The following is a 24,619-nucleotide window of genomic DNA, read 5'->3' as shown; positions in this document are numbered from 1 at the left end:
CGAGGCGCAGGTATCTGTGGAGCTGCCTGCGCGACACCCCGGAGACCGGCCCTGATAAAAAGGGGGTCGTCCAGGATATCCTGTCCGAGCAGGCCCCCCGTGGGGTCTGTCCACCTCCCCCCGGCGGCGCCGCCCCCTTAACTGGGACACAGCGCATGAACGGCACAGCAACCACCCCCGCCCAACCCGGCGGCACAGCAAAAATGAAAAAGGCCGCCCAACCGGACGGCCCCTTCCTGATGCGTGTCTGCTTCGGGCTTACTTCGGCCCCAGCGCCACCATCCCCTTCAGGATGTCGATGGCATAGGCCAGCTGGTAATCCTGCTCGCGCAGTTCCGCGGCTTTCTCGGCCTTCTCGCGCTCTTCCTCGATCTGGCGGATTTCATCCTCGGACAGGCTGTCGTTGTTCAGGCTGCCGCGCAGGTCGGCCTCTGAACGCGACCGGCGGGCAGGCGAGTCATTATCTTCCTCGGCTTCCGCGGTCCGGCGAGGCTGCGCTACCATGATGTCGGGCGACACGCCCAGCGCCTGGATCGAGCGGCCCGACGGCGTGTAATAGCGCGCGGTGGTCAGGCGCATCGCACCCTCGCCCTTCAGCGGCATCACGGTCTGGACCGACCCCTTGCCGAACGACTTGGTGCCCACCACGATGGCGCGGCGGTGATCCTGCAGTGCGCCCGCAACGATTTCCGAGGCCGAGGCCGAACCGCCGTTGATCAGCACCACAATCGGCTTGCCCTCTGCCAGGTCGCCGGGGGTGGCGTTGAACCGCTCGCCGTCTTCCGGGTCGCGGCCGCGGGTAGAGACGATCTCACCGGATTCCAGGAAGCTGTCGGCCACCTTGATCGCCTGGGTCAAGAGGCCGCCCGGGTTGTTGCGCAGGTCCAGCACGATGCCGTTGACGTTGTCGATGCCGCCGGCTTCCTCGATCTGCTTCTTGAGGTTTTCCTCAAGGTTCGGCGTGGTCTGGTCGTTGAATGTGGTGATCCGCATCACCACGGTGTCGCCCTCGGTGCGGGCACGCACCGCGGTCAGCTTGATGGTGTCGCGGATGATCGAGACATCAAACGGCTCCGCCTCGCCCTCGCGCACCACGGTGATCACGATTTCCGAGCCGACCGGCCCGCGCATCAGCTCCACCGCGTCGTCCAGCGACAGGCCCAGAACGCTTTCGCCGTCCACATGGGTGATGAAATCGCCGGCTTCCATCCCGGCCTCATCCGCCGGGGTGCCGTCGATCGGGGAGACAACTTTGACAAAGCCCTCTTCCTGGGTGACCTCGATCCCCAGGCCGCCGAACTCGCCGCGGGTCTGCACCCGCATGCTGGCCGCGTCATCCGGCGACAGATAGCTGGAATGCGGATCCAGCGAGGCCAGCATGCCGCTGATCGCCGCCTCGATCAGCTCCTTCTCGTCGACCTCCTCGACATATTGCGCACGGATGCGCTCGAAGATGTCGCCGAACAGGTCCAGCTGCTCATAGACGTTTGCCTCGCGCACGCCTTCCTGCGCCAGCAAGGGGCCCGCCACATAGGTTGTCGCCACGATCCCTGCCAGCGTGCCGCCAACGGCGGCCATCGCAAATTTCTTCATCAAGCCTTCATCCACCTTTTCCAGTGCGGAACCACGTTTCGGGGTCCACCGGGCTGTTGTCCATTCTCACTTCTATATAGAGCGTTTCTGTCCGGTCAGTTCCACCCCCTTCACCGCTTGTTGACAGAATTGCGTCCGGTTTCGGGTTTTCTCCGCTCATCAATCCGACCGGCGTGCCCTCGGGGATCACCTGCCCCGCCTCGCCAAAGACCTCAGCCAGGCCCGACAGCACAAACAGCGTTTCCGGCTGCGGCTCCAGAATCACCACGTTGCCCAGGTCCAAGAGCGGCCCGCGGTAACGGATGGTGGCCGCGGTGGGCGATGTCACCAGCGCCCGCGGGCGGGCGGCAATCAGCCAGCCGGGCCGGGCAATGCCCGCGGCATCGCGCTCGCCGTAACCGCGCAGCAGCAGCCCTTCGACCGGCAGCGGCAGCGCGCCGCGCAAACCGCTGATGTCCCCCTCGCTGGCGGAGATTTCCCCGCCGGCAATCTCGGCCAGCCCGTCGGCAAAGCCCGACAGTGTCTCGGTCGAGGAGATCAGGATGGCGGTGCGCACCGGGTCCTCGGTGAAGCGTTTCGGCAAAGTGGTGCGGTCGGCGATGGCAGTGGACAGCTGCACCCGCGCGCTTTGCACGCCCGCCAGCCCCTCCTCCAGCGTCCTGGCGGCGTTCTGCTGCAGCAGGCGCAAGGACTGCACCTCGTCCAGATCCGCCTTCAGCATCTCAGCCCGCGCCTGCAGCGCCGGCGTCACCTCTGCCAGCATCATCGCCGAGCGCGCCGCGCCCAGCGGCCCGGACGGATGCACCATCAGCACCGGCGGCGGCGAGGTCTCAATGGTCTGGATGATCCCCAGCAGACCCGAGACCTCCTCCTGCCGCGCTGCCAGCTGGGCGCTCAGCTGCCCTTCGCGCCGCGCCACCCGGCGCAGGCCCTCGCGCATCGCCGCCAGCCCCGCCTCATAGGCCTGCACGGTAGAGGTCAGCGCCTTCACCCGGTCGCGGGAACTGCCGGCATCCTGCAGCTGAACCGAGGCCGCTTCCAGCTGCTGCGCCGCATCCCGCGCAGCATCCGCCGGGTCCGCTGCGGTCTGCAGCGGCGCGGCCAGCAGGGCCAGCAGCATCAGGCCCGCACGCCGGATCATGACAGCAGGCTCTCCCCGGTCATCTCCGCCGGCTTCTCCAGCCCCATCAGCTCCAGAATGGTCGGCGCTAGATCGGCCAGGCGGCCATCGCGCAGGCGCGCGCCTTCGGGCCCGCCGACCAGCGCCACCGGCACCAGATTGAGCGTATGGGCGGTGTGCGCGCCGCCGGTTTCCGGGTCCACCATCATCTCGCAGTTGCCGTGGTCGGCGGTGACGATCATCGCGCCGCCCGCCTTCTCCAGCGCCTGAACCACCTTGGCCAGCCCCTGGTCCACCGCCTCGCAGGCGCGGATCGCCGCCTTCAGATCGCCGGTGTGGCCGACCATGTCGGGATTGGCGTAGTTGGTCACGATGAGATCATAGCCCGCCTCGATCGCCTCGACGAATTTCTCCGTCACCTCCGGCGCCGACATCTCCGGCTGCAAATCATAGGTCGCCACATTCGGCGACTTCGGCATAAAGCGGTCCTCGCCCTCCTCCGGCTCTTCCTTGCCGCCGTTGAGGAAGAAGGTCACATGCGGGTATTTCTCGGTTTCGGCCAGGCGGAACTGGGTCTTGCCGTGCTTGGCGACCCAGGCGCCCAGCGTGTTGACAATCGCCGCCTTCGGGTAGGCGGTAGACATATAATCATTGTGGGCATCGGAGTACTCCACCATGCCCAGAAGGCCCGCCAGCCTGGGCCGCACGCCGGTGTCGAATTCTTCAAAACCCGGCTCACCAATGGCGCGCAGGATCTCCCGCGCCCGGTCGGCGCGGAAGTTGAGACAGAAGAACCCGTCGCCGTCCTTCACCCCCTCAAAGCCCTGCAGCACGGTGGCGGCGATGAACTCATCGGTTTCTGACTGGTTGTAGGCATGGTCCACGGCGCCATGGGCATTCAGCCCCGGCCGCCCCTTGGCGTGGATCATCGCATCATAGGCCTCAGCCACGCGGCCCCAGCGGTTGTCGCGGTCCATTGCGAAATAGCGCCCGGTGACAGTGGCAATCCGCACGCCTTCGGGCAGTTTCTCCTCCAGCCGCCGGAAGTGGCGGAAGGCCGATTTCGGCGCCACGTCGCGCCCGTCAGTGATCGCATGCAGCCAGACCGGCACGCCGGCCTCATGAATGGCCTTCACCGCCGCCAGGATGTGGTTGATATGGCCGTGCACGCCGCCGTCAGAGACCAGCCCCATCAGATGCGCCGCACCGCCGCTTTCCTTCAGCTGCGCAATAAACGCCTGCAGCGCTTCGTTTTCAAAGAAGCTGCCATCCTCGATCGCCAGGTCGATCTGGCCCAGGTCCATCGCCACCACCCGGCCCGCGCCGATGTTGGTGTGGCCCACCTCGGAGTTGCCCATCTGCCCGGTCGGCAGCCCCACATCCGGCCCGTGGGTGATCAGCCGGGCGCTCGGCCCCTTGGCCATGATCGCATCAAAAGTTGGGGTCTGCGCCAGATACGGCGCATTCGCCTTGCCGGGCTCGCCGCTGCCCCAGCCATCAAGAATGCACAGGACAACGGGTTTGGGTGCGGTCATGGGTCAGCTCCGGGGCAGGGCAAGGTTGGGCAATGTTCGCAAGCCTTCTAGCGCCTTGCCGCGCCGGGGTGAACCGGCTTTCCTGCCACAGTTGGCGTTATCACGGCGCGGCACCCGGGCAATGCCGCTTCATCTTTCCCGAAATACTCAATCGCCCGGCCCGCCCTGCGCGCCGCCGCCCCTGTCCTGCGGCGTCAGCAAATGCCGGATCAGCGCTACCGGATGCGCCCGCAGGGACAGGCGCATAGCGACATAATCCTCCACCACCTCCTCGCCCAAGCCCATCTTCGGCAGGTCGGCGTCCGGCTCATAGATCCCCTCGCCCTCCAGCTCGCGGGCAAACAGCGGCAGCGGTTTGCGGGCGGTGATCGCCTTGGCGGCCCACAAGGCCTCGCGCCGGTTCAGGCCAAGGGCGGCAAAGGCATCCGCCTCGGCCAGCCGCTCGATCACCGGCGGCGCGATACCGGCCTTGCGCCAGATGTCCTCGACCTCATGGTAGCCGTTGCCACGGGCGGCCGTGAGCCAAGCGGCGTCCTCATCGCGCAGGCCCTTCACCTGCCGGAACCCCAGCCGCAGCGCCAGCCCGCCGTGGCCGTCCGGCTCCATCACGTTGTCCCAGTAGGAGTTGTTGATGCAGACCGGGCGCACATCGACTCCGTGCTCGCGGGCGTCGCGGACGATCTGTGCGGGCGCGTAAAATCCCATCGGCTGGGAGTTCAGCAGCGCGCAGGCAAAGATGCCCGGATGGTGGCACTTGATCCAGGCCGAGGCATAGACCAGCAGCGCGAAACTCGCCGCATGGCTTTCCGGAAACCCGTAGGAGCCGAAGCCCTCGATCTGGGAAAAGCAGCGTTCGGAGAACTCCTGATCATAGCCGTTCCTGGCCATGCCGCGCAGGAACAGGCTGCGGAATTCGCTGACATTGCCATGCTTCTTGAAGGTCGCCAAAGACCGCCGCAGCCGGTCGGCCTGCTCCGGGGTGAAGCCGGCGCCGACGATGGCGATCTGCATCGCCTGCTCCTGAAACAGCGGCACGCCGAGGGTCTTGCCCAAGACCTCGCCCAGCGCATCCGATGGGAAATGCACCGGCTCCTCCTTGTTCCTGCGGCGGATATAGGGGTGCACCATGTCGCCCTGGATCGGGCCGGGGCGGACGATGGCGACCTCGATCACCAGATCATAGAAATGGCGCGGCCGCATCCGGGGCAGAAAGTTCATCTGCGCCCGGCTTTCGACCTGAAACACCCCGATGCTGTCGGCGCGGCACAGCATGTTGTAGACCGCCGGGTCCTCGGGCGGCAGGGTGGCCAGGCTGTAGTCCAGCTGGTGGTGCTGGCGCATCAGATCAAACGCCTTGCGGATGCAAGTGAGCATGCCCAGCGACAGCACATCGACCTTGAGGATGCCCAGCGTGTCGATGTCGTCCTTGTCCCAGCAGATGACCGTGCGCCCCTCCATGGTGGCGTTTTCAATGGGCACCAGTTCGTCCAAGCGCCCCTGGGTGATGATGAAGCCGCCCACATGCTGGCTGAGGTGGCGCGGGAAGCCGATGATCTGCTCCACCAGCTGCAGGGTCAGCTGCAGGCGGCGGCTCGCGGGGTCCAGCCCGATCTCGCGCATCCGCTCGGCCTCTACCCCCTTGCTGCTGAAGAACCCCCAGAGCTGCGAGGACATGGCAGAGATGGTATCCTCGGTCAGTCCCATGGCGCGGCCCACCTCGCGGATGGCGCGTTTGCCGCGGTAGTGGATCACCGTGGCGCAGAGCCCTGCGCGCTCACGGCCGTAGCGTTCATAGATCCACTGGATCACCTCCTCGCGCCGCTCGTGTTCGAAATCGACGTCGATGTCGGGCGGCTCGTCGCGGGCCTCGGAGACGAAACGCTCGAACACCATGGTGCCCAGTTCCGGGCTGACGGAGGTGACGCCCAGACAGTAGCAGACCACCGAATTCGCCGCCGAGCCGCGCCCCTGGCAGAGGATCCCGCGGGAGCGGGCAAAGGCGACGATGTCGCGCACGGTGAGGAAATAGGGGTCGTATTTCAGCTTGGCGATCAGGGCGAGTTCATGCTCCAGCAGGCCGCGCACCTTGTCCGGCGCGCCGCCCGGGTAGCGCCAGCGGAGCCCCTCCTCCGCCAGCCGCCGCAGGCGCTGGGGCGGGGTTTCGCTTTCGCGGCCCTCGTCCGGGTAATCATAACGCAGCTCATCCAGCGAGAAGGTCAGCTGCGCTGCCAGAAGGGCGGCATTGTCCACCGCGGCCTCATGCCCCCGGAACAGGCGGCGCATCTCGGCCTCTGACCGCAGGCGCTGCTCCGCGTTGGCCATGGCGGCGCGGCCCAGCTCCTCCACCTTGCAGCGCAGCCGGATGGCACTCAGCACGTCGCCCAGGCGGCGGCGGCTGCCGTGGTGCATTCTGGGGGCGGCGCTGGCCAGGGGCAGCAGGTTCAGACGGGCGGCGAGGTCCGCCAGCCGGGCAAAGCGCGCCCGGTCGCCGCCGTCATAAGCAGGCGCCATCATCAGGTGCATGCGGGAGCCAAAGCGGCGCGTCAGCCCATCCATATGCGGCACCCATCCATCCGCGCCGCCGGGCAGATGCTGCGCCTGCGGCAGCAGGAGCAGGTGCAGGCCCTCCGCAAAGTCCAGGAGGTCCGAGAGATGCAGGGTGCAGCTGCCCTTTTCCGCCCTGAGCCGCCCGGTTGAGAGCAGCCGGGTCAGGCTGCCCCAGCCCGCGCGGGTCACCGGCAGGGCAATGACGTCCGGCGCATCGGTGAAGATCAGCTTTGCGGCCGGGATCAGCCGCACGGTTTCATAAACCGGGAAGGAGGCGGGCTGCGCAATACCCGCGGGCCGCGGCGGGCCGATCGGGGTGTTCTGCCGGTCCCAGGCCTGCCGCTCTGCCACCCGGCGGGCGATATCGCGGCACTCCGCATGGGCGCGCACGATGCCCGCCACCGAGTTTTCGTCCGCAATGGCAAAGGCACCCAAGCCCAGCGTCAGCGCGCGCGCCGCATACTCCTCCGGGTGGGAGGCCCCGGTGAGGAAGGTGAAGTTCGAGAGACAGGCGAATTCGGCAAACATGATCCACATGATATTCCCGTTTTGTTCTCATGTGGAGTCCTGCTGGACTGCGGTGCCGCGCCGCGCGCCAGCGCGGCGCCGCGCCCAACCGCCGCAGGGCATTTCAATGCCTGCACGGCGGGCGGGAGAGCCTTGCTTCAGGCGCCGCATGGCCCGGCTGCGGGATGCGCAGGATCCGGGTCGATTGCCGCCGCATGGTTCGGGCAGGGTGCTGGCAGCAAAGGAGAAACCCCATGACCAAGATCACCGCCCTGCCCACTGACACCGTCCGCGCCCTGCAGAATGGCGGTCCCGACGCCCATGGCCAGATGCCGGAGCGCACGGTGTCGGACGGCGGCGGCAACCCCTGCCGCCACTGCCTGCAATACATCCCCGAAGGCCAGGAGATGCTGATCCTCGCCCACCGCCCCTTCCCCGAGGCGCAGCCCTATGCCGAGACCGGACCCATATTCCTGTGCGCGGACCCTTGCGAACGCCATGAAGGGACAGAGGTGCCGGAGGTGCTGGAGAACGCGCCGGACTATCTGATCAAGGGCTACAGCACCGGGCACCGCATCGTTTACGGCACCGGCATTGTCATTCCGCAGGCGGAGATGATGGCACGGGCGGAGGCGATTTTTGCCGATGAACGGGTGGACTACATCCACATCCGGTCGTCGCGCAACAACTGCTATCAGGCGCGGATCGACCGGGGGTGAGGGCTGGGGGCGGGCGTGAAAAACTGAAGCGCTCCGCCCCAGCCCCATTCAAAAGCTTAGGTGCCGCCAAGCCCGCAGCGGGCTCCGGCGATCTTGGAGAGCAGGTCGTCAATCCGGTCATTCAGAACTTCATCTGACTTGGACATGATTGATTTTGCCTCCATCAGACGCGCTTCAGCTTCATCCAGCAGGTTTGGGTCAGGATCGACTGCAAACCGGTCCAGGGCAAGTTCGCCAAGACCGCCCACTGTGTTGGCCCAGTCATAGGGAGCCGTGTCAGGTTTGAGGATCTGTAGCGCCTTGCCATAGGCATCCTCAGCTTGATCAAAAAACACATGATCTCCCAAAATTCGAGCCAGATGCCGGTAGCAAATGGCAATGCTTACAGTTATTCGCGCCCGCTGTTCTAGCGTCATCTTCGAAGTGAATACCGGCAATGCAGCCTGATAAGCCTCCATTGCTGCCCAGCATCCGTCCGCGTCCTGCTCCAACGCCCCGAGACCAGAAAGCGCGCTACCAAGATTCCTTTGTGCGGTTGCCCAGTCTTCGACTTTGTTATCCTTTGAGCTCATATCAAGGACTTTGAGGTGACAGGCAATTGCTTCCCGGTGTGTAACAGGATCCTCTCTACGCCTTCCAATAACTGCCAGTACACTGCCTAGATTGCCAAGTGTCGCAGACCAGTTTCCTCGGTCACGCTTCTTGTCCATGAATTTCAAAGCAGCACGATAAGCTTGCTCCGCAGACTGCAACATCTCCAAACCGGCTCGGCGGCGCCCAATTGATTCTCTACAGATTCCAAGAGAATTTAGTGCTATGCCCTTTTGCCAGCCTTTTGCGCGTTTGAAATTCCGATTTGCAAGAACCAATGCGACCCTCAGATCAAACGGATCGCCCTGGCGCTCTCCGTTCCTACACCATTCGTGCAACGTGTCATCGGTCGACTTGACTATTCCCCCGGCAGGCGCGCGCCGGTGCAGATCACGGATCAACCTGTCCGCCGCAGCAGCCGGATCATCCCGAAGCCGGTCCTGGTCCAGGCGCCGCTCCAGCAGCAGCTGCGCCTGCTGCTCCATGCGGTCGCGTTCTGCCTTGTGGAGCTGAAGCATGCGCTTTTCTTCGGCTTCAAGCAGCGCGTCGGCGGCATCAACTTCGCCATGGGCGTTGAGCTGCGCCACCTCTTTCATGACGGCGTTGAACTGTGAGTCCGCATTGCCCGCAGGCATTTCACCCCGCTCACGGATCCGTTCCGCAGCCCGCAAGGCTTCGCGCAGGCCGACAAAAGCGGTGATCCGGTCGGTGTAACTCCCCTGTGCATGCTGGTTGGCGAGCAAGATCAGCAGGTCTTCACTGCCCTGCGGAATCGAGGGATCGTGCGCGACCGCTTTCATCAGCCGGTCGGCTTCCTGCTCCGTTTCGGTTTCATCGCTGTCCGCGCTGTCCTCCACATCAAGGAAGCGGTCAATCCAATCGGCATCCAAGCCCAGCGCGTTGATGAACCGGCCCACTGTGCGCGCGCTCAGGGCCTCCTTCTTTCCCTTTTCAACCTTGGAGATGAAAGATTTGCCGACAGGCGGATCAAACTCTGCGCCCAGCTGGTCCAGCGTCCAGCCACGCAGGGTCCGGTGCCTTTTGACGGCCAGGCCAAAGGCTTTGAGATCATCGGGGGAAACTTTGGGCAACTTCAGGAAACCGGGGGCCACTCTTCGCTATCAACGGAAACTCTGTGTGACTGAAACAGAAGTCAAAATCCACGATATTTTCAGTGTCGACAACGTCTTAACCAAGGCGGGCCCGCCGCAACTTAATGGAGATTACCCTATGTTGTGGCAACTGCAACCCTTCCTTGCGTGGTGTTTCACCGCGCAAAACCTGAACCTGGCCTTTGCGCTGATCTGCGTGCTGGCAATGCTTGATTTTCCACCGCGCTGGATCGCGGGGCTTTCTGCACTCCTCTATGTGGCGCTGGCCTTTGCTTAAATCTGTGGATGAGGCTAAGAAGGGGCGGCCCGCCCCTCACCCCGCCTTGGTCAGCGACAGGAACACATCTTCCAGATCGGCTTCCTCAGTCTTGACGTCGCGGATCGAAATGCCGGCGGCGTGGACCGCGGCCAGCACGTCCTCGGCGCTGGTGGCCTGGCTGCGGTAACGCAAGCAGACGGCGCCGTCTTCGCGCAGTTCGGCCTCGATGCCGTCGCCCTGCGGCAGCACCGTAACCGGCACCGCGGGCTGCACCACCATGGTCTTGGCGTCGAGCCGTCCCAGGAGGCTGGACTTGCTGTCGCGCGCCACCACCTCGCCCTGGTTGATGATGGCGATCTCGTCGCACATCTCCTCGGCTTCCTCCAGATAATGGGTGGTGAGGATGATGGTCATGCCTTGGGCGTTCAGTCTGCGGATGTTCTCCCACAGCATCTGGCGCAGTTCGATGTCGACGCCCGCGGTGGGTTCGTCCAGCACCAGCACGCTGGGACGGTGGACCAGCGCCTTGCCCAGCAAAAGCCGCCGCCGCATGCCGCCGCTCAGGGTCCGGGCATAGGCCTCTGCCTTGTCCTCCAGCCCGATCATCCTCAGAATCTCGTCGCTGTGGCGCTCGTGCTTGGGCACGCCGTAAAGACCAGCCTGCACCTCCAGCGCGCCGCGCGGGGTGAAGAACGGATCCAGGTTCAGTTCCTGCGGCATCACCCCGATGGCGGCACGGGCCTGGCGCGGGTTTGCGTCCTGGTCAAAGCCCCAGATCGAAACCGAGCCGGAGGTCTTGCGCACCAGGCCTGCGAGGATGTTGATCAGGGTGGATTTGCCCGCGCCGTTGGGGCCGAGCAGGCCGAACACAGAACCGCGCGGCACCGTCAGGTCAACGCCCTTGAGCGCGTGTTTCTCCGGCTGGCCTTTGTGGCCCTTGTAGATTTTCCGCAAAGCTTTGATCTGGATTGCGTCCGCACTCATCGCCGCACTTGCCCCCGGTTTTTCCTTGGCTCATAAAAGCGCCTAGCCGAAAAGTGAAAGGACTGCCAGCCATGAGCACCGAAGCGCCGGAAACCAGGATCGTGAACAGCCGCAAGGTGGCCTGCGACGGCAGCGAGGGCGCGCTGGGGCATCCGCGGGTCTATCTGCAGATCCCGGAGGAGCAGGGCTGGGTCGAATGCCCCTATTGCGACTGCAAATACGTCTATGAGGACGCGGCCAAGGCGGCGGAGTGATCCGGGCTTCCTGCCTGCTCGTTGACCGCTTAGGCTGCTGCCTATGACAAAGCTCCTGATCGTTTATCACTCACGGACCGGCGGCAGCCGCCGGATGGCGGAGGCGGCGGCGGAAGCTGCGCGCGGTGAGACCCGGACGGTTCTGAAGCGGGCCGAAGACACCATGCCGCAGGATCTGCTGGCGGCGGATGGCTACCTCTTCTGCGCGCCGGAGAACCTGGCGGCACTGTCCGGCCAGATGAAGGAATTCTTTGACCGCTGCTATTATCCGGTGCTGGGCCAAATAGAGGGGCGGCCTTATGCGCAGATGGTCTGCGCCGGCTCCGACGGGGAGAACGCGGCCCGGCAATGCGCGCGGATTGCCACCGGCTGGCGTCTGAAAGAGGTACAGAAGCCGCTGATTATCTGCACGCATGCTCAGACACCCGAGGCCATTCTGGCCGAGAAGGTGATCCCGGAGGAACAGCTGGAGGCCTGCCGCGAGCTGGGGCTGGCACTGGGCGCGGGGCTGGCGATGGGGGTGTTTTGAGTTGTAGCGCGCCCCTGCACGCATTGCTCGAAAAATTGTACCGCCCGGCGGCACCGCCCTTTCCATAAAATTACCGTCCGCCGGGCGCGGCCCGGGCTTGCAACCCGTGCCAGCCGGCATGGACCCGCGTCCGCCCCAAACACCAATTGCCCTTCCCTCCCGGATCACCGATAACCGGGAAACAGAACACGAACGGATTTTCCAGGGAGCGCGGCGCACATGAGCGGAACACACTTCGGCAAGGGCTGCCATCTGCATCTGATCGACGGCTCGGCCTTCATCTTCCGCGCCTATCACGCGCTGCCGCCCTTGACGCGCAAGTCCGATGGGCTGCCGATTGGAGCCGTGGCGGGGTTCTGCAACATGCTGTTCAAGCAGGTGGAGGACAACAAGGGCCCGGATGCGCCGACCCATGTGGCGGTGATTTTCGACTATTCCGGCAAGTCGTTCCGCAATGAGATGTACGATTTGTACAAGGCCAACCGTCCGCCTGCGCCGGAGGATCTGGTGCCGCAGTTCCCGCTGACCCGTGAGGCGACCCGCGCCTTCAACATCGCCTGCAAGGAGATCGAGGGCTTCGAGGCCGACGACATCATCGCAACGCTGGCACATCAGGCCCGTGATGCGGGCGGGCGGGTGACCATCATCTCCTCGGACAAGGACCTGATGCAGCTGGTCGGCGGCGGTGTCGAGATGCTGGACGCGATGAAGAACAAGCGCATCGATAGCGACGGCGTGGTGGAGAAGTTCGGCGTTGGTCCTGATCGGGTGGTGGATGTGCAGGCGCTGGCCGGCGACAGCGTCGACAACGTGCCGGGCGCGCCGGGCATCGGCATCAAGACTGCGGCGCTGCTGATCAACGAATTCGGCTCGCTGGAGGAGCTCTTGGACCGGGCGGAGGAGATCAAGCAGCCCAAGCGCCGCCAGACCCTGATCGAGAAGCGGGACCAGATCGAGCTCAGCAAGAAGCTGGTGCAGCTGGACTGCAATATGGAGCTGGATTTCACCCTGGACGATCTGGAGGTGAAGGAGCCGGATGCGGAAACCCTGCTAACGTTCCTGTCTGAGATGGAGTTCCGCACGCTGTCGAAACGCATGGCGGATCAGCTGGGCATGGAGGCGCCGGCCATTCCGGAAGCCCCCGCCGCAGCGGCAGCGTCCAGTGCGGCGGCGCCGGAAGCGGTGCCGTTCGACAAGGAAAAATACGAATGCGTCCGCGATGCCGCGGCGCTTCAGGCCTGGATCGGCCGCATCCGCGAGCGCGGCTGGGTGGCGGTAGATACCGAGACCACCGGCCTGGATGAGATGGTGGTGGATCTGGTCGGCATCTCGCTGTGTGTGGAGGCCGGCGAGGCCTGCTACATCCCCTTGGCGCATAAGGCTGGGAGTGATGATCTGTTCGGCGGCGAAGGGCTGTCCGAAGGGCAGATGCCGCTGGAAGAGGCGGTGGCGATGCTGAAACCGGTTCTGGAAGACCCGGCGATCCTCAAGATCGGCCAGAACATGAAATATGACGCCAAGATCCTGCACCGCTACGGGGTGGATGTGGCGCCGATTGATGACACCATGCTGATGTCCTATGCGCTGCATGCAGGCATGCACGGGCATGGCATGGACGCGCTGTCCGAACGCTATCTGGATCACACGCCGATCCCAATCAAGCCGCTGTTGGGCTCTGGCAAATCGGCGATCACCTTTGACCGGGTGCCGATCGAGGATGCGGTGCCTTATGCAGCGGAGGACGCCGACATCACCCTGCGCCTGTGGCAGACTTTCAAACCGCAGCTGCATCAGGAGCGCGTGACCACGGTCTATGAAACGCTGGAACGCCCGCTGGTGCCGGTACTGGCGGACATGGAGCGCAACGGCATCAAGGTGGACCGCGACACGCTCTCGCGCATGTCCAACGCCTTTGCCCAGAAGATGGCAGGGCTGGAGGCGGAGATTCACGAGCTGGCAGGGGAGACATTCAACGTCGGCTCGCCTGCTCAGCTGGGCGAGATCCTGTTCGACAAGATGGGATTGGAAGGCGGCAAGCGCGGTAAAAACGGGAAATACTCCACCGGCGCCGACATTCTGGAAGATCTGGCAACCGAGCACGATCTAGCTAGGCGGGTGCTGGACTGGCGCCAGCTGTCGAAGCTGAAATCGACCTATACGGACGCGCTGCAGGACCACATCAATCCCGACACAGGCCGGGTGCATACATCCTATGCCCAGACCGGGGCCAGCACCGGGCGCATGGCCTCCACCGATCCGAACCTGCAGAACATCCCGGTGCGCACCGAAGAAGGCCGCCGCATCCGCGAGGCGTTTGTGGCGGAAGAGGGCAATGTGCTCCTGTCGCTCGACTACAGCCAGATCGAGTTGCGGATTCTGGCGCATATGGCGGGTATTGACGCGCTGAAACAGGCTTTTGCGGAAGGGGTTGATATTCACGCGATGACCGCCTCCGAGATGTTCGAGGTGCCGCTGGAGGAGATGACGCCGGAAATCCGCCGTCAGGCCAAGGCGATCAACTTTGGTGTGATCTACGGCATCTCGGGCTTTGGCCTGGCGCGGAACCTGCGCATTCCGCGCAAGGATGCGCAGGGGTTCATCGACCGCTATTTCGACCGCTTCCCAGGCATCCGCAAATACATGGACTCGACGGTGGAATTCGCCAAGGAGCATGGCTACGTCCAGACCCTGTTCGGGCGCAAGATCCACACCGCGGAGATCAACGCCAAGGGGCCGAAGGCGGGTTTTGCCAAACGCGCGGCGATCAATGCGCCGATCCAGGGCACCGCAGCAGACGTGATCCGCCGGGCAATGATCCGGATGCCGGAGGCGATTGCTCATCTGCCTGCGCGGATGCTGCTGCAGGTGCACGACGAACTGCTGTTTGAGGTGCCGGAAGCGGCGGTGGAGGAGACCATCGAGACTGCGCGCCAGGTAATGGAAAACGCCGCCGATCCGGCTGTGCATCTGGACGTGAAGCTGGTGGTGGACGCAGGCCGCGGCTCGAACTGGGCCGAAGCGCACTAAGAGCCGACCCGAGAAGCCGGCGGGGCACTCCCGCCCGGCCTCGATCTGATGATCTCATCCCGTTGGGCATGGCGCCGCTGGCGCGGCGCGAAAGGATTTTTGCTGAGAAGCCCCTAAGGGCAGGTCTGCCCTTGAGGGGCGTTTGCGATTGTTTTCAGGGCCGGCCGCGTCAAGGGCAAGCCGCGCGGGACGCGCGGAGGCTGCGCCTCCCTTGACCCGGTGAGGCGAGTGTGCGGCACAATCCGCGCCGCGCCAGCGGCGCCACGCCCAACGGCTGCTCCTGCATCTTTGATGCAGCTTGCAGCGGGCGGGAGAGCCCCTGCCCTTTGACCGCCCGGTTTCAGCTGCCCGCAGGCTGCTTGACCAGTTTCGCCACCAGCCTGCGCACCATGGGCGCGGCAGTGAAGGCGACGGCGAAGGCGATCGGCCAGCTGACCATCCAGGCTTGCATCCAGGCCCCGCCGAAACCTGCGGAGAAACTCAGCGCCTTCCAGGTCGCCACACAGGTCACGATGCAGGACATCAGACCAGACAGGATCAGGCTGAACAGAACCGGGGCAAAACGGGCGGGGAGCATGGGCGGGGTCCTTTTACTGTTACGGCAGCTTATGCCGTTGCGGATCACACATTTCAATTCACGAATATGTATTCCGGCCTGCCGGAGCCATCATGCCGCATCCGGCGGGCGGATGGCGATAGCCACGATGCGGCGCACCAGCGGTGCCACCACCAGCACAACCGGGAAGGCCACCGGCCAGCTGAAGGCCCAGGCGGCCAGCCAGGCGGCGGCAAAACCCTGATCCGCGCCGGCAACCCGCAAGGCCGAGATGCCGGATACGATTGAGGACATCATCAGCGACATCAGGAAACCGGACAGAAGCGGGGCATAGCGGGCGGGGATCATGGCGGTCTCCGTGACGGCAGGGCATGGGGTGCTGCCTCGGATATGCGGAGCCTTGACTGCGGGACAATCTGCGCCGCTGCACAGATATCTGCGCGGGCGGGCTGGAAGGGCGGTCAGCGCATCCAGCCCAGGCTGTCCTCGGTGCGCCGGGTCGTGGGGGTGTATTCGGCGCTGACCCAGCCGCCGTAGCCGCTTTCGTCGATGGCTTCGAACAGCTCCTGGAAATCCACCGGGCCGGTGCCCGGCTCGCAGCGGCCCGGGGCGGCGCCGATCTGCACATGCACGGCGCGGGGGCCGAAGGTCTCCCACACTTTGAGCGCGTCGCCGTGGATCATCTGCGCATGGTAGGCGTCGTATTGCAGGCCGACGTTGGGGCGGTCCACCGCATCCAGAACCTCCACCGCGAGATTGTAGTCGTCGAGGAAATAGCCGGGCTGGTCGCCGCTGTTCAGCGGTTCGATGGTGAACTGCTGCTCCGGCGCGCGGTCGGCGGCCCATTGCAGGTTTTCGATGAATGTCTGCTGCGCCGCATCGCCCTTGGCATAGCCCGCCATCACATGGATCTTGCCCGCCTTCAGCGCCTCGGCGTAGCGCAGCACCCGGCGGATGTCGCGCTGGAAGCGGTCGGTGCCTTCGGGCACCGCCGCATAGCCGGGCATGCCGCCGGTGTAATTGGGCGGCGGCGCATTGATCAGCAAAAGCCGCAGCCCGTTGGCCATCAGCGCGCGCTGGGTTTCCTTGGCGGCGATTTCATAGGGAAACAGGATCTCCACCGCCTCAAACCCTGCCGCGGCGGCGGCCTGGAAGCGGTCGAGATAGGGCAGCTCAGCAAACAGCAGCGAGATATTGGCCGCGAAGCGGGGCATAGGATTCTCCTTGTTGCCTGATGGTCTAGCGCTGCGCGGCGGGGCAGCCAAGGCGTCAAAAGAGCAGAATTTTCATGTTAAACTTTCGTTAACCTGAGGCGGGCTGTTTTATTGCCGTCCGGCTGCTGGAAACTGGCAGCATCGGCGCGGGCAACTGGAGATAACGCCTTGGCCTGAAGCTGCCCTAGGCTGGCCGCATCAGAGGAGGCCACCATGTGCGATGCGAAGGGAACCGCCAAGCCGGTCAGCAGAATTGACAATAGCCGGGTCCGCGTGACCGAGTGGCGTTTTGCCAAGCGAGGCGACAATACCGGCTGGCACCGGCACGAGTTCGACTATGTCGTGGTGCCTCTGTTTGACGGCATTCTGGAGATTGCGCATCCCGACGGGTCGCGTACTGAAGCGGTGATGCAGCACGGGGTGCCCTACTTCCGTCAGGCCGGAGTCGAACACGACGTAATCAACGGCAATGACTTTGCCTGTGCCTTTGTCGAAACTGAGCTTTTGGAGAAAGCTCCCTCCACCTAGGGTTCAGTCCCCACCCAGCTCAGCGGAGGGAATCAGCCGGAAGAACGTGCCGCCGGACCAGACGCCGAACCAGCCGTCATGGTGCGCGCCCAGGTCCGCCAGCCGGTAGAAGCTCTTGCGGTCGATCAGCGCCTCAAGGCCCGCGCGGATCATGACATAAGGGGATGGTTCGCCGCTTTCCGGGTCGCGTTCTGCCCGGATCATATGCTCCGGCCCGGCCGCGGCACTGTCGCCGATGCTGGTGGTGAAGGTAATGACCTGATCGCGCCCCTGCCCGGCCACATCGAAATCCACCGCCACAAAGGGCGCGTCCTCAACCGTGATGCCGACCTTTTCGACTGGAGTCACAAGGTAATACTTGCCGTCCTCCAGCTTGAGGATGGAGGCAAACAGCTTGACCAGTTCGAACCGGGTAAACGGCGTGCCGAGGTAGTACCAAGCACCGTCGCGGGCAATGCGGATGTCCAGATCGCCGCAGAACGGCGGGTTCCACAGGTGGACGGGCGGCAACCCCTTGCCTTTGCCGGCTGCTTTTGCCGCCGCGGCGAGGCCCTCGGCATCGGGGGTCACGGGTTTTTGTCCGCTCATTGCTTTTGCCATTTCCTGTCAGCACGATAGAGTAACAGCATATATCCGGGAAACGAGGAATGTCATGCCTGAAACGGACGATCTGCTGGGGGGTATCGAAGCGCTGGAAGCCAAGCTGCAACAGGCGCGCGCGTCGATCACCAGGCGCTTTATCGGACAGGAGCGGGTGGTGGACCTCACGCTCTCGGTGCTGCTCTGCGGCGGCCACGGGCTGCTGATCGGCCTGCCGGGGCTGGGCAAGACCCGGCTGGTGGAGACGCTGAGCACGGTGATGGGGCTGGATGGCAACCGGATCCAGTTCACACCCGATCTGATGCCCGCCGACATTCTGGGCTCCGAGGTGCTGGACACCGCCGCCGACGGGCACCGGTCGTTCCGGTTTGTGCCGGGGCCGGTGTTCTGCCAGCTCCTGATGGCGGATGAGATCAACCGGGCGAGCCCGAGGACCCAGTCGGCGCTGCTGCAGGCGATGCAGGAGCGGGTGGTGACGGTGGCGGGCGAGGACCGGTCCCTGGGGGCGCCGTTCCATGTGCTGGCAACCCAGAACCCGATCGAGCAGGAGGGCACCTATCCGCTGCCGGAGGCGCAGCTGGACCGGTTCCTGCTGCAGATCGACGTGAATTACCCGGACCGCGCGACCGAGCGGGATATCCTGCTGGCGACCACCGGCGTTGAGGAGGACGAGGCCTTCCAGGTGTTCACGGCGGGAGAGCTGATCGCGGCGCAGACCCTGCTGCGGCGGATGCCGGTGGGGGAATCGGTTGTCGAGATGATCCTGGACCTGGTGCGCGCCTTCCGCCCGGATGAGCTGGGCGTGTCGGACCATGTGGCGCAGACCGTCGCCTGGGGGCCGGGTCCGCGGGCGGCGCAGGCGCTGATGCTGGCGGTACGGGCGCGGGCGCTGCTGCAGGGGCGGCTGGCGCCCAACGCCGAGGACGTGCTGGACATGGCGAAACCGGTCCTCAGCCACCGGATGCAGCTGAACTTTGCCGCGCGCGCACGGGGGGAAAGCCTGGCGGCGCTGATTGAGGAAACCGCGAGCGAACTGGCCCGGACCGGGGCCGCCGCGTGACCAGGCCTGCGGCCTCTGACGCTGCAACCGGATTGCGGCACCGGGCGGAGGCCGAGGCCAGCGCCCTGCCGCCGCTCCTGGTGCAGGCACGGCATCTGGCAGGCTCTGTCCTGATGGGCGAGCATGGCCGCCGCCGGGCCGGCACGGGGGATGATTTCTGGCAGTACCGCCCGGCGCAGGCCGGCGACAGCCGCCGGATGATCGATCACCGCCGTTCCGCCATGGGCGATGTGCAGTACGTGCGCGAGCGGGAGTGGCAGATTGCCCAGACGGTGCATCTGTGGGTGGATACCGGCGCCTCGATGCGCTTTGCCTCCGCGCCCAAGCTGCCGCAGAAGACAGAGCGCGCGCGGCTCTTGGGCCTCGCCGCTGCAGTGCTGATGGTGCAGGGCGGCGAACGCGTGGGCCTGACGGGCGGCACCCTGCCGCCGCGGCGCGGTAATGTGCAGATCCTGCGGCTGGCGGAAGCGCTGTCGGCGGATGACGCTGAAGATTACGCCCCGCCCGGCCACCGGGCGCTTATACCGCATGCGCGCGCCTTGTTCATCTCGGATTTCCTGGGGCCTTATGAACCGGTCGAACAGGCCCTGTCCAAAGCCGCCGCGCGCGGGGTGCGTGGCGTGCTCTTGCAGGTGCTGGACCCGGCGGAGGAGGCTTTTCCTTTCTCCGGCCGCACGCTGTTTCAGAGCATCGCGGGCGGTGTCACACATGAAACACTGAAAGCCTCTGCCCTGCAGGAGCGCTATCTGGACCGGCTGGCGGAGCGGCGGGACGCCTTGGAGCGGCTGTGCCGCGAGGCCGGCTGGCGGTTCGGGCAGCATCACACGGGCGACGCGGCGCAGGCGGCGCTGATGTGGCTTTACCACGCACTGGAGCGGACCGCACCATGACCATGATTGCAGGCATCGGCTTTACCGCGCCCTGGCTGCTGCTGGGCCTGCTGGCCCTGCCGGTGCTGTGGCTCTTGCTGCGCGCCATCCCGCCCGCGCCGAAACGCCAGCCGTTCCCGGCGGTGACGCTGCTGTTGGGGCTGAAGGATGACGAGAGCCTGTCGGACCGCACGCCGTGGTGGCTGCTGCTGCTGCGGCTGCTGGCGGTGGCGGCGGCGATCATCGGGCTGGCGGGGCCGGTGCTGAACCCCGCAACCGAGGATGCGGGCGGCAACGGGCCGCTGCTGATTGTGATGGACGCCAGCTGGGGCGGCGCGGCGGGCTGGAAACAGACCAGCGTCCGGGCCGCGGTGCAGCTGGACGAGGCCGGGCGTGCCGGGCGTCCGGTGGCAGTCTTGCGCCTGAGCGCACCGGACGCGTTGCAGTTCCGCGCCGCCAGCGACTGGCAGCGGCAACTGGCCGGGCTGGCGCCGCTGCCCTGGCAGCCGGGGCCGGAGCAGCTGGCGCAGGCCTTGCAGGCGATTGGCGCCGCCGAGGGCGGGTTTGACACCGTGTGGTTCAGCGACGGGCTGGATTATCCGGGCCGCGACGGGCTGATCGAGGCGCTGGGGCAGCGCGGCGAGATTGAAGTTTTTGAGCAGCCCTTGCCAGTGCTGGGCCTGATGCCCGCAACCTATACCGGCAGCGCGATTGAGCTGACAGTGCAGCGCAGCCGCGCCGGGCCTGCGCAGGAGGTCTCCGTGGTGGCGCAGGGCAAGGATCCGGGCGGCACCGAGCGCAGCCTGGCCTCGCTGCCGCTGCGGTTTGCCGATGGGGCGCGGGAAGCCACTGCCGAACTGTCGCTGCCTGCGGAGTTGCGCGCGCGGCTGTCGCGGTTTGAAATCAGCGGCGTGACATCGGCGGGTGCGGTGGCGCTGACGGACGACAGCCTGCGGCGGCGGGAGGTGGCGCTGGTCTCCTCGCAAAGCGCCGATGAGGGCCTCGCCCTCTTGTCGCCGCTGCATTACCTGCGCCAGGCGCTGGCGCCCTCAGCCGAACTGCTGGAAGGCGCGCTGCGGGATCTGCTGCCTGCCAATCCGGATGTGATCGTGCTGGCCGACGTGGCGCGGCTGGCACCGGCGCAGGAAGAGGCTGTGATCGAATGGGTGGAAAACGGCGGCCTGCTCCTGCGCTTTGCCGGACCGCGGCTGGCGGCCAGCGATACCGCGCGCAGCAGTGAAGAACCGCTGATGCCGGTGCGCCTGCGCATTGGCGGCCGCAGCATCGGCGGCGCCATGAGCTGGGGCGAGCCGAAGACGCTGGCTCCCTTTGGCGAGGCCTCGCCTTTCTACGGGCTGGAGGTGCCGGGCGAGGTCTCAATCAGTTCCCAAGTTGTGGCGCAGCCGGACCCCGAGCTGGCAGAGCGGGTGATTGCAGAGCTGGCGGACGGCACCCCCCTGGTCACACGCAAGACGCTGGGCCAGGGCCAGGTGGTGCTGTTTCACGTGACCGCCAATGCGGAGTGGAGCAGCTTGCCGCTGTCGGGCCTGTTCGTGTCGATGCTGGAGCGGCTGGCGGTCTCCTCCTCCGCCGCACAGCCCAAAGCGGAGGATCTGGAGGGCACCACCTGGACGCCGGTGGAGGTGCTGGACGGTTTCGGCCGCCTGGAGGCGGCGGAGACGCTGCCCGGAGTGTCCGGCCCGGATCTGGTGACGGCACCCGCAGGGCCAGAGCTGCGGCCCGGCGTCTATGACGGCGGGCCGCGGATGCTGGCACGCAATGTGCTGCGCCCGGGCGATGAGCTGATGGCCGCGCGCTGGCCGCCCTCGGTTGCGGTCAGCGGCTATGGCGCGCCGCAGGAGCTGCCGCTGGGCGGCACGCTGCTGACGCTGGCGCTGGGGCTGCTGGCGCTGGATGTGCTGGGCACGCTGGCGGTCTCCGGCCTGCTGGGCCGCGCCCGCACCGCGGCACTGGCGGCAGCGGTGGGTCTGGCGGCGCTGGTTCCGGCGCAGGAGCTGAGGGCGCAGGACACCGCCGCGCCCTCGCAAGCACAGACGCAGGAGGATTTGCGGGCGGCGGCCATTGCCTCGGAACTGGTGCTGGCGCATGTGCTGACCGGCGACGCGCAGGTGGACCGGGTCGCAGCGGCGGGGCTGCGCGGGCTGACGGACACGCTGTTCTTCCGCACCTCGGTCGAACCCGCCGCGCCGGCAGCTGTCGATCTGGAGCGCGATGAACTGGCGTTTTATCCGCTGCTCTACTGGCCCATCACCCGCGGCCAGCCGCTGCCCTCGTCTGAGGCCTATGCCAAACTCAACACCTATCTGCGGTCGGGCGGAATGATCCTGTTTGACACCCGCGATGCGGATCTGGCGGCCTCGGGCGCGACCAGCCCGGCAGCGCGGCGGCTGCAGCAGATTGCGCTGCCGCTGGACATTCCGCCGCTGGAGGTGGTGCCGGAGGACCATGTGCTGACCCGTGCCTTCTACCTGCTGCAGGCCTTTCCCGGCCGCCACGGGCGCGGCCCGGTCTGGGTCGAGGCGGCGCCGCCGGATGCGGAACAGGCCGAAGGCATCCCCTTCCGCAATCTGAATGACGGGGTGACGCCGGTGGTGATCGGCGGCAACGACTGGGCCGCGGCCTGGGCGGTGGATGACAATGGGCGGCCCTTGCTGCCGGTCGGGCGCGGCTATGCCGGCGAACGGCAGCGGGAGCTGGCGTTCCGGTTCGGCGTCAACCTGGTGATGCATGTGCTGACCGGCAACTACAAATCCGACCAGGTGCATGTGCCGGCCCTGCTGGACCGGCTGGGGCAATAGGAGTGCTGCGATGACACAGACGATCCTGTTCGACCCGCTGGTGCCCTGGCCGGTGATCTGGGCCGCGGGGGCTGTCACTCTGGCCGCCCTGCTGCTTGGGGTGTGGAAGGGGCTCGCGGGCTGGGCCTTGCGGGCGCTGGCGGCGCTGGTGCTGCTGGCTGCGTTGTCAGGCCCGGTGCATCAGAGCGAGGACCGCGTACCGCTGAGCGACATCGTCATCGTGGCAGAGGACCAGACCGCCAGCCAGCAGCTGCGGGACCGCCCGGAGCAGCTGGCGCGGGCGCGCAGCCAGCTGAAGGCGGCGCTGGCGGACCGGCCCGGCACCGATGTGCGCTGGGTCACCGTGCCGGACGGCGACGGCGACGCGGGCACGCGGCTGATGGCGGCCATCGCCCAGGCGCTGGCGGATGAGCCGCGGGCGCGGGTGGCGGGGATCATCGCGCTGAGTGACGGCCAGGTGCATGACGCGGAGCAGCCGGTGAACCTGCCCGCACCGATGCATCTGCTGCTGACCGGGCGCGCGGATGACTGGGACCGGCGCCTGATCGTGAAGAATGCCCCCGGCTTTGCCATCATCGGCGAGCCGGTGAAGCTGACGATCAGGATCGAGGATCAGGGCGCGGTGCCGGTGCGCGGCGGCTTTGCCGACATAGATGTCTCGGTTGCGGGCGGGCCGCCGCAGCGCTTTGCCCTGCCCGTGGGCGTGGATTTCGAGCTGCCGATGGTGCTGAAGCATGGCGGGCGCAACGTGATCCAATTCTCGGTGCCGGAAGAGCCGGGCGAACTGACCGCGCGCAACAACGCCGCGCTGGTGCAGATCAACGGGGTGCGCGACCGGCTGCGGGTCTTGCTGGTTTCCGGCGAGCCGCACGCGGGCGGGCGCACCTGGCGCAATCTGCTGAAGTCCGACAGCGCGGTGGATCTGGTGCATTTCACCATCCTGCGCCCGCCGGAGAAACAGGACGGGGTGCCGGTGGAGGAGCTGTCGCTGATCGCCTTCCCGACCCGCGAGCTGTTCCTGGAAAAGATCGAGGATTTCGACCTGATCATCTTTGACCGCTACAAGCGGCGCGGCATCCTGCCGGCCGTCTATCTGGACAATGTCGCCAACTACGCGATGAACGGCGGCGCGGTGCTGGTGGCGGCCGGCCCCGATTTCGCCAGCGCCGACAGCATCTACCGCTCACCCTTGTCGCTGATCCTGCCGGCAGAACCGTCGGCCCGGGTGCTGGAGGAGGCCTACCGCCCGGAAGTCACCGGTCTGGGCAAGCAGCACCCTGTCACATCGGGCCTTGAGGGCGCGGCGGACTGGGGCCGCTGGCTGCGCCAGATCGAGCTGCTGGCGCCGGAGGGCCATGTGCTGATGAGCGGCGCAGGCGAACGGCCTTTGCTGGTGCTGAACCGGGTGGGCGAGGGCCGGGTGGCCTTGCTGGCATCGGATCACGCCTGGCTGTGGAGCCGCGGCTATGAGGGCGGCGGCCCGCAGCTGGAACTGCTGCGCCGCCTTGCGCATTGGATGATGAAGGAGCCGGAGCTGGAGGAAGAGGCGCTGTGGGCCGAGGTGAGCGGCCAGCGGATGCGCATCCTGCGCCGCACGCTGGCGGGCCGGGTCGGGCCGGTGACGGTGACCGCGCCCGATGGCTCCGCCGTGGCGCTGGAGCTGCGCCAAACCGCGCCGGGCCAGTGGGAAACCCGCTATGAGGGGCCGGAGCCGGGTCTGTACCGGCTGGAAGAAGGCGAGGAGAGCACGGTCGTCGGGCTTGGGCCTGCGTCGCCCCGGGAGTTCGAGGAAACCATTGCCACAGGATCTGTGCTGGCGCCGGTGCTGGAGCCATTGCGCGGCGGTGTCTTGCGGCTGGAGGACGGGATGCCGTCCTTGCGCAGCGTGCGGCCCGGGCGGCCCGCATCGGGGCGCGGCTGGATCGGCCTGACCCCGCGGGAGGCCTATGAGACGCTTTCGGTCAGCCAAGGCCCGCTGCTGCCGGGCTGGCTGGCCCTGCTGCTGGCGTCCTTCTTCATCCTTGCAGGCTGGCTGCGCGAGGGGCGGCGGTAGGGGGCTCCTGCAGACGGGGCGCTCCCGCCCCTATCCGGCTTCCTGCCGGAATCCGTTCTGGTTGGGCCAAGCGCCGCGCCGAAGGCGCGGCGCGGGTCGCTTCGGGCACAGCCCGAAGCGAAACACCTCCCCCTGAGGCGGCG

Annotated in this window: 21 protein-coding genes; 10 read left to right on the top strand and 11 right to left on the bottom strand. The window is 66.2% G+C overall.

The annotated features are described in order from the left end of the window. Nucleotides 1–258: 258 nt before the first annotated feature. From K3725_RS00845 to K3725_RS00830, 4 genes are all read right to left on the bottom strand, one after another. On the bottom strand, nt 259–1,593 hold the full coding sequence (locus K3725_RS00845) for a S41 family peptidase (protein WP_260017016.1): 1,335 nt from the start codon (nt 1,591–1,593) through the stop codon (nt 259–261). A gap of 7 nt (nt 1,594–1,600) precedes the next feature. Then, the gene (locus K3725_RS00840) at nt 1,601–2,734 is read right to left on the bottom strand and encodes a murein hydrolase activator EnvC (RefSeq protein WP_260017015.1); all 1,134 of its coding nucleotides are present in this window, start codon (nt 2,732–2,734) and stop codon (nt 1,601–1,603) included. Beyond that, the gene (gene gpmI, locus K3725_RS00835; RefSeq protein ID WP_260017014.1) at nt 2,731–4,248 is read right to left on the bottom strand and encodes a 2,3-bisphosphoglycerate-independent phosphoglycerate mutase; all 1,518 of its coding nucleotides are present in this window, start codon (nt 4,246–4,248) and stop codon (nt 2,731–2,733) included. The genes K3725_RS00840 and gpmI overlap by 4 nt, the downstream gene beginning before the upstream one ends. Nucleotides 4,249–4,395: 147 nt before the next feature. Continuing rightward, complete coding sequence (locus K3725_RS00830; RefSeq protein ID WP_260017013.1) at nt 4,396–7,323, bottom strand: error-prone DNA polymerase; 2,928 nt, start codon at nt 7,321–7,323, stop codon at nt 4,396–4,398. A gap of 233 nt (nt 7,324–7,556) precedes the next feature. On the opposite strand from K3725_RS00830, the gene K3725_RS00825 reads away from it, so the two are divergent. Further along, nucleotides 7,557–8,021: a DUF1203 domain-containing protein gene (locus K3725_RS00825; RefSeq protein ID WP_260017012.1), complete on the top strand. Its 465-nt coding sequence runs from the start codon at nt 7,557–7,559 to the stop codon at nt 8,019–8,021. Nucleotides 8,022–8,077: 56 nt separating this feature from the next. On the opposite strand, the gene K3725_RS00820 is transcribed toward K3725_RS00825, so the two are convergent. Beyond that, the gene (locus K3725_RS00820; protein ID WP_260017011.1) at nt 8,078–9,724 is read right to left on the bottom strand and encodes a helix-turn-helix transcriptional regulator; all 1,647 of its coding nucleotides are present in this window, start codon (nt 9,722–9,724) and stop codon (nt 8,078–8,080) included. Nucleotides 9,725–9,749: 25 nt separating this feature from the next. On the opposite strand from K3725_RS00820, the gene K3725_RS00815 reads away from it, so the two are divergent. After that, complete coding sequence (locus K3725_RS00815; RefSeq protein ID WP_260017010.1) at nt 9,750–10,001, top strand: hypothetical protein; 252 nt, start codon at nt 9,750–9,752, stop codon at nt 9,999–10,001. Between the two features lie 36 nt (nt 10,002–10,037). On the opposite strand, the gene K3725_RS00810 is transcribed toward K3725_RS00815, so the two are convergent. Next, on the bottom strand, nt 10,038–10,967 hold the full coding sequence (locus K3725_RS00810) for an ABC transporter ATP-binding protein (RefSeq protein WP_260017009.1): 930 nt from the start codon (nt 10,965–10,967) through the stop codon (nt 10,038–10,040). A 71-nt stretch (nt 10,968–11,038) separates the two neighbouring features. Between K3725_RS00810 and K3725_RS00805 the strand changes: the two genes are divergently transcribed. From K3725_RS00805 to polA, 3 genes are all read left to right on the top strand, one after another. Next, complete coding sequence (locus tag K3725_RS00805; protein ID WP_260017008.1) at nt 11,039–11,221, top strand: zinc-finger domain-containing protein; 183 nt, start codon at nt 11,039–11,041, stop codon at nt 11,219–11,221. Between the two features lie 43 nt (nt 11,222–11,264). Next, complete coding sequence (locus K3725_RS00800) at nt 11,265–11,750, top strand: flavodoxin family protein (RefSeq protein ID WP_260017007.1); 486 nt, start codon at nt 11,265–11,267, stop codon at nt 11,748–11,750. 219 nt (nt 11,751–11,969) lie between these two features. Next, the gene (polA, locus tag K3725_RS00795; RefSeq protein WP_260017006.1) at nt 11,970–14,777 is read left to right on the top strand and encodes a DNA polymerase I; all 2,808 of its coding nucleotides are present in this window, start codon (nt 11,970–11,972) and stop codon (nt 14,775–14,777) included. Between the two features lie 340 nt (nt 14,778–15,117). Here the strand turns inward: polA and K3725_RS00790 are convergent, their stop codons facing one another. The 4 genes from K3725_RS00790 to K3725_RS00775 all read right to left on the bottom strand — a co-directional run bounded on the left by K3725_RS00790 (nt 15,118) and on the right by K3725_RS00775 (nt 16,807). After that, a complete protein-coding gene (locus K3725_RS00790; protein WP_260017005.1) occupies nt 15,118–15,354 on the bottom strand; it encodes a DUF2798 domain-containing protein in 237 nt (78 codons plus the stop codon). Between the two features lie 90 nt (nt 15,355–15,444). Beyond that, entirely contained in the window at nt 15,445–15,681 is a 237-nt protein-coding gene (locus K3725_RS00785; protein ID WP_260017004.1) for a DUF2798 domain-containing protein, read from the bottom strand. 113 nt (nt 15,682–15,794) lie between these two features. Next, nucleotides 15,795–16,547, bottom strand: coding sequence for a hydroxypyruvate isomerase family protein (locus tag K3725_RS00780; RefSeq protein WP_260017003.1), 753 nt, complete (start codon nt 16,545–16,547; stop codon nt 15,795–15,797). A gap of 77 nt (nt 16,548–16,624) precedes the next feature. Beyond that, nucleotides 16,625–16,807 carry a hypothetical protein gene (locus K3725_RS00775; protein WP_260017002.1) on the bottom strand — a complete coding sequence of 61 codons (183 nt, stop codon included), beginning with the start codon at nt 16,805–16,807 and terminating at the stop codon, nt 16,625–16,627. Between the two features lie 13 nt (nt 16,808–16,820). On the opposite strand from K3725_RS00775, the gene K3725_RS00770 reads away from it, so the two are divergent. Further along, complete coding sequence (locus K3725_RS00770; protein WP_260017001.1) at nt 16,821–17,075, top strand: cupin; 255 nt, start codon at nt 16,821–16,823, stop codon at nt 17,073–17,075. Between the two features lie 3 nt (nt 17,076–17,078). On the opposite strand, the gene K3725_RS00765 is transcribed toward K3725_RS00770, so the two are convergent. Further along, nucleotides 17,079–17,663 carry a DUF1285 domain-containing protein gene (locus K3725_RS00765; protein ID WP_260017000.1) on the bottom strand — a complete coding sequence of 195 codons (585 nt, stop codon included), beginning with the start codon at nt 17,661–17,663 and terminating at the stop codon, nt 17,079–17,081. A gap of 64 nt (nt 17,664–17,727) precedes the next feature. Between K3725_RS00765 and K3725_RS00760 the strand changes: the two genes are divergently transcribed. The 4 genes from K3725_RS00760 to K3725_RS00745 are packed head-to-tail and all read left to right on the top strand — an operon-like array spanning nt 17,728 to nt 24,476. Next, nucleotides 17,728–18,735, top strand: a complete 1,008-nt coding sequence (locus K3725_RS00760) for a MoxR family ATPase (protein ID WP_260016999.1) — start codon at nt 17,728–17,730, stop codon at nt 18,733–18,735. Further along, nucleotides 18,732–19,625: a DUF58 domain-containing protein gene (locus K3725_RS00755; protein ID WP_260016998.1), complete on the top strand. Its 894-nt coding sequence runs from the start codon at nt 18,732–18,734 to the stop codon at nt 19,623–19,625. Before K3725_RS00760 ends, K3725_RS00755 begins: the two co-directional genes overlap by 4 nt. After that, entirely contained in the window at nt 19,622–22,423 is a 2,802-nt protein-coding gene (locus tag K3725_RS00750) for a DUF4159 domain-containing protein (RefSeq protein WP_260016997.1), read from the top strand. Before K3725_RS00755 ends, K3725_RS00750 begins: the two co-directional genes overlap by 4 nt. A 10-nt stretch (nt 22,424–22,433) precedes the next feature. Next, a complete protein-coding gene (locus K3725_RS00745; RefSeq protein ID WP_260016996.1) occupies nt 22,434–24,476 on the top strand; it encodes a hypothetical protein in 2,043 nt (680 codons plus the stop codon). Nucleotides 24,477–24,619: the final 143 nt, after the last annotated feature.

The organism is Leisingera sp. S132, from assembly GCF_025144465.1.
In the GTDB taxonomy this organism is placed as follows: domain Bacteria; phylum Pseudomonadota; class Alphaproteobacteria; order Rhodobacterales; family Rhodobacteraceae; genus Leisingera.
Note: the sequence above shows the minus strand (reverse complement) of the source record. Positions and strands in the feature narration are given on the sequence as shown.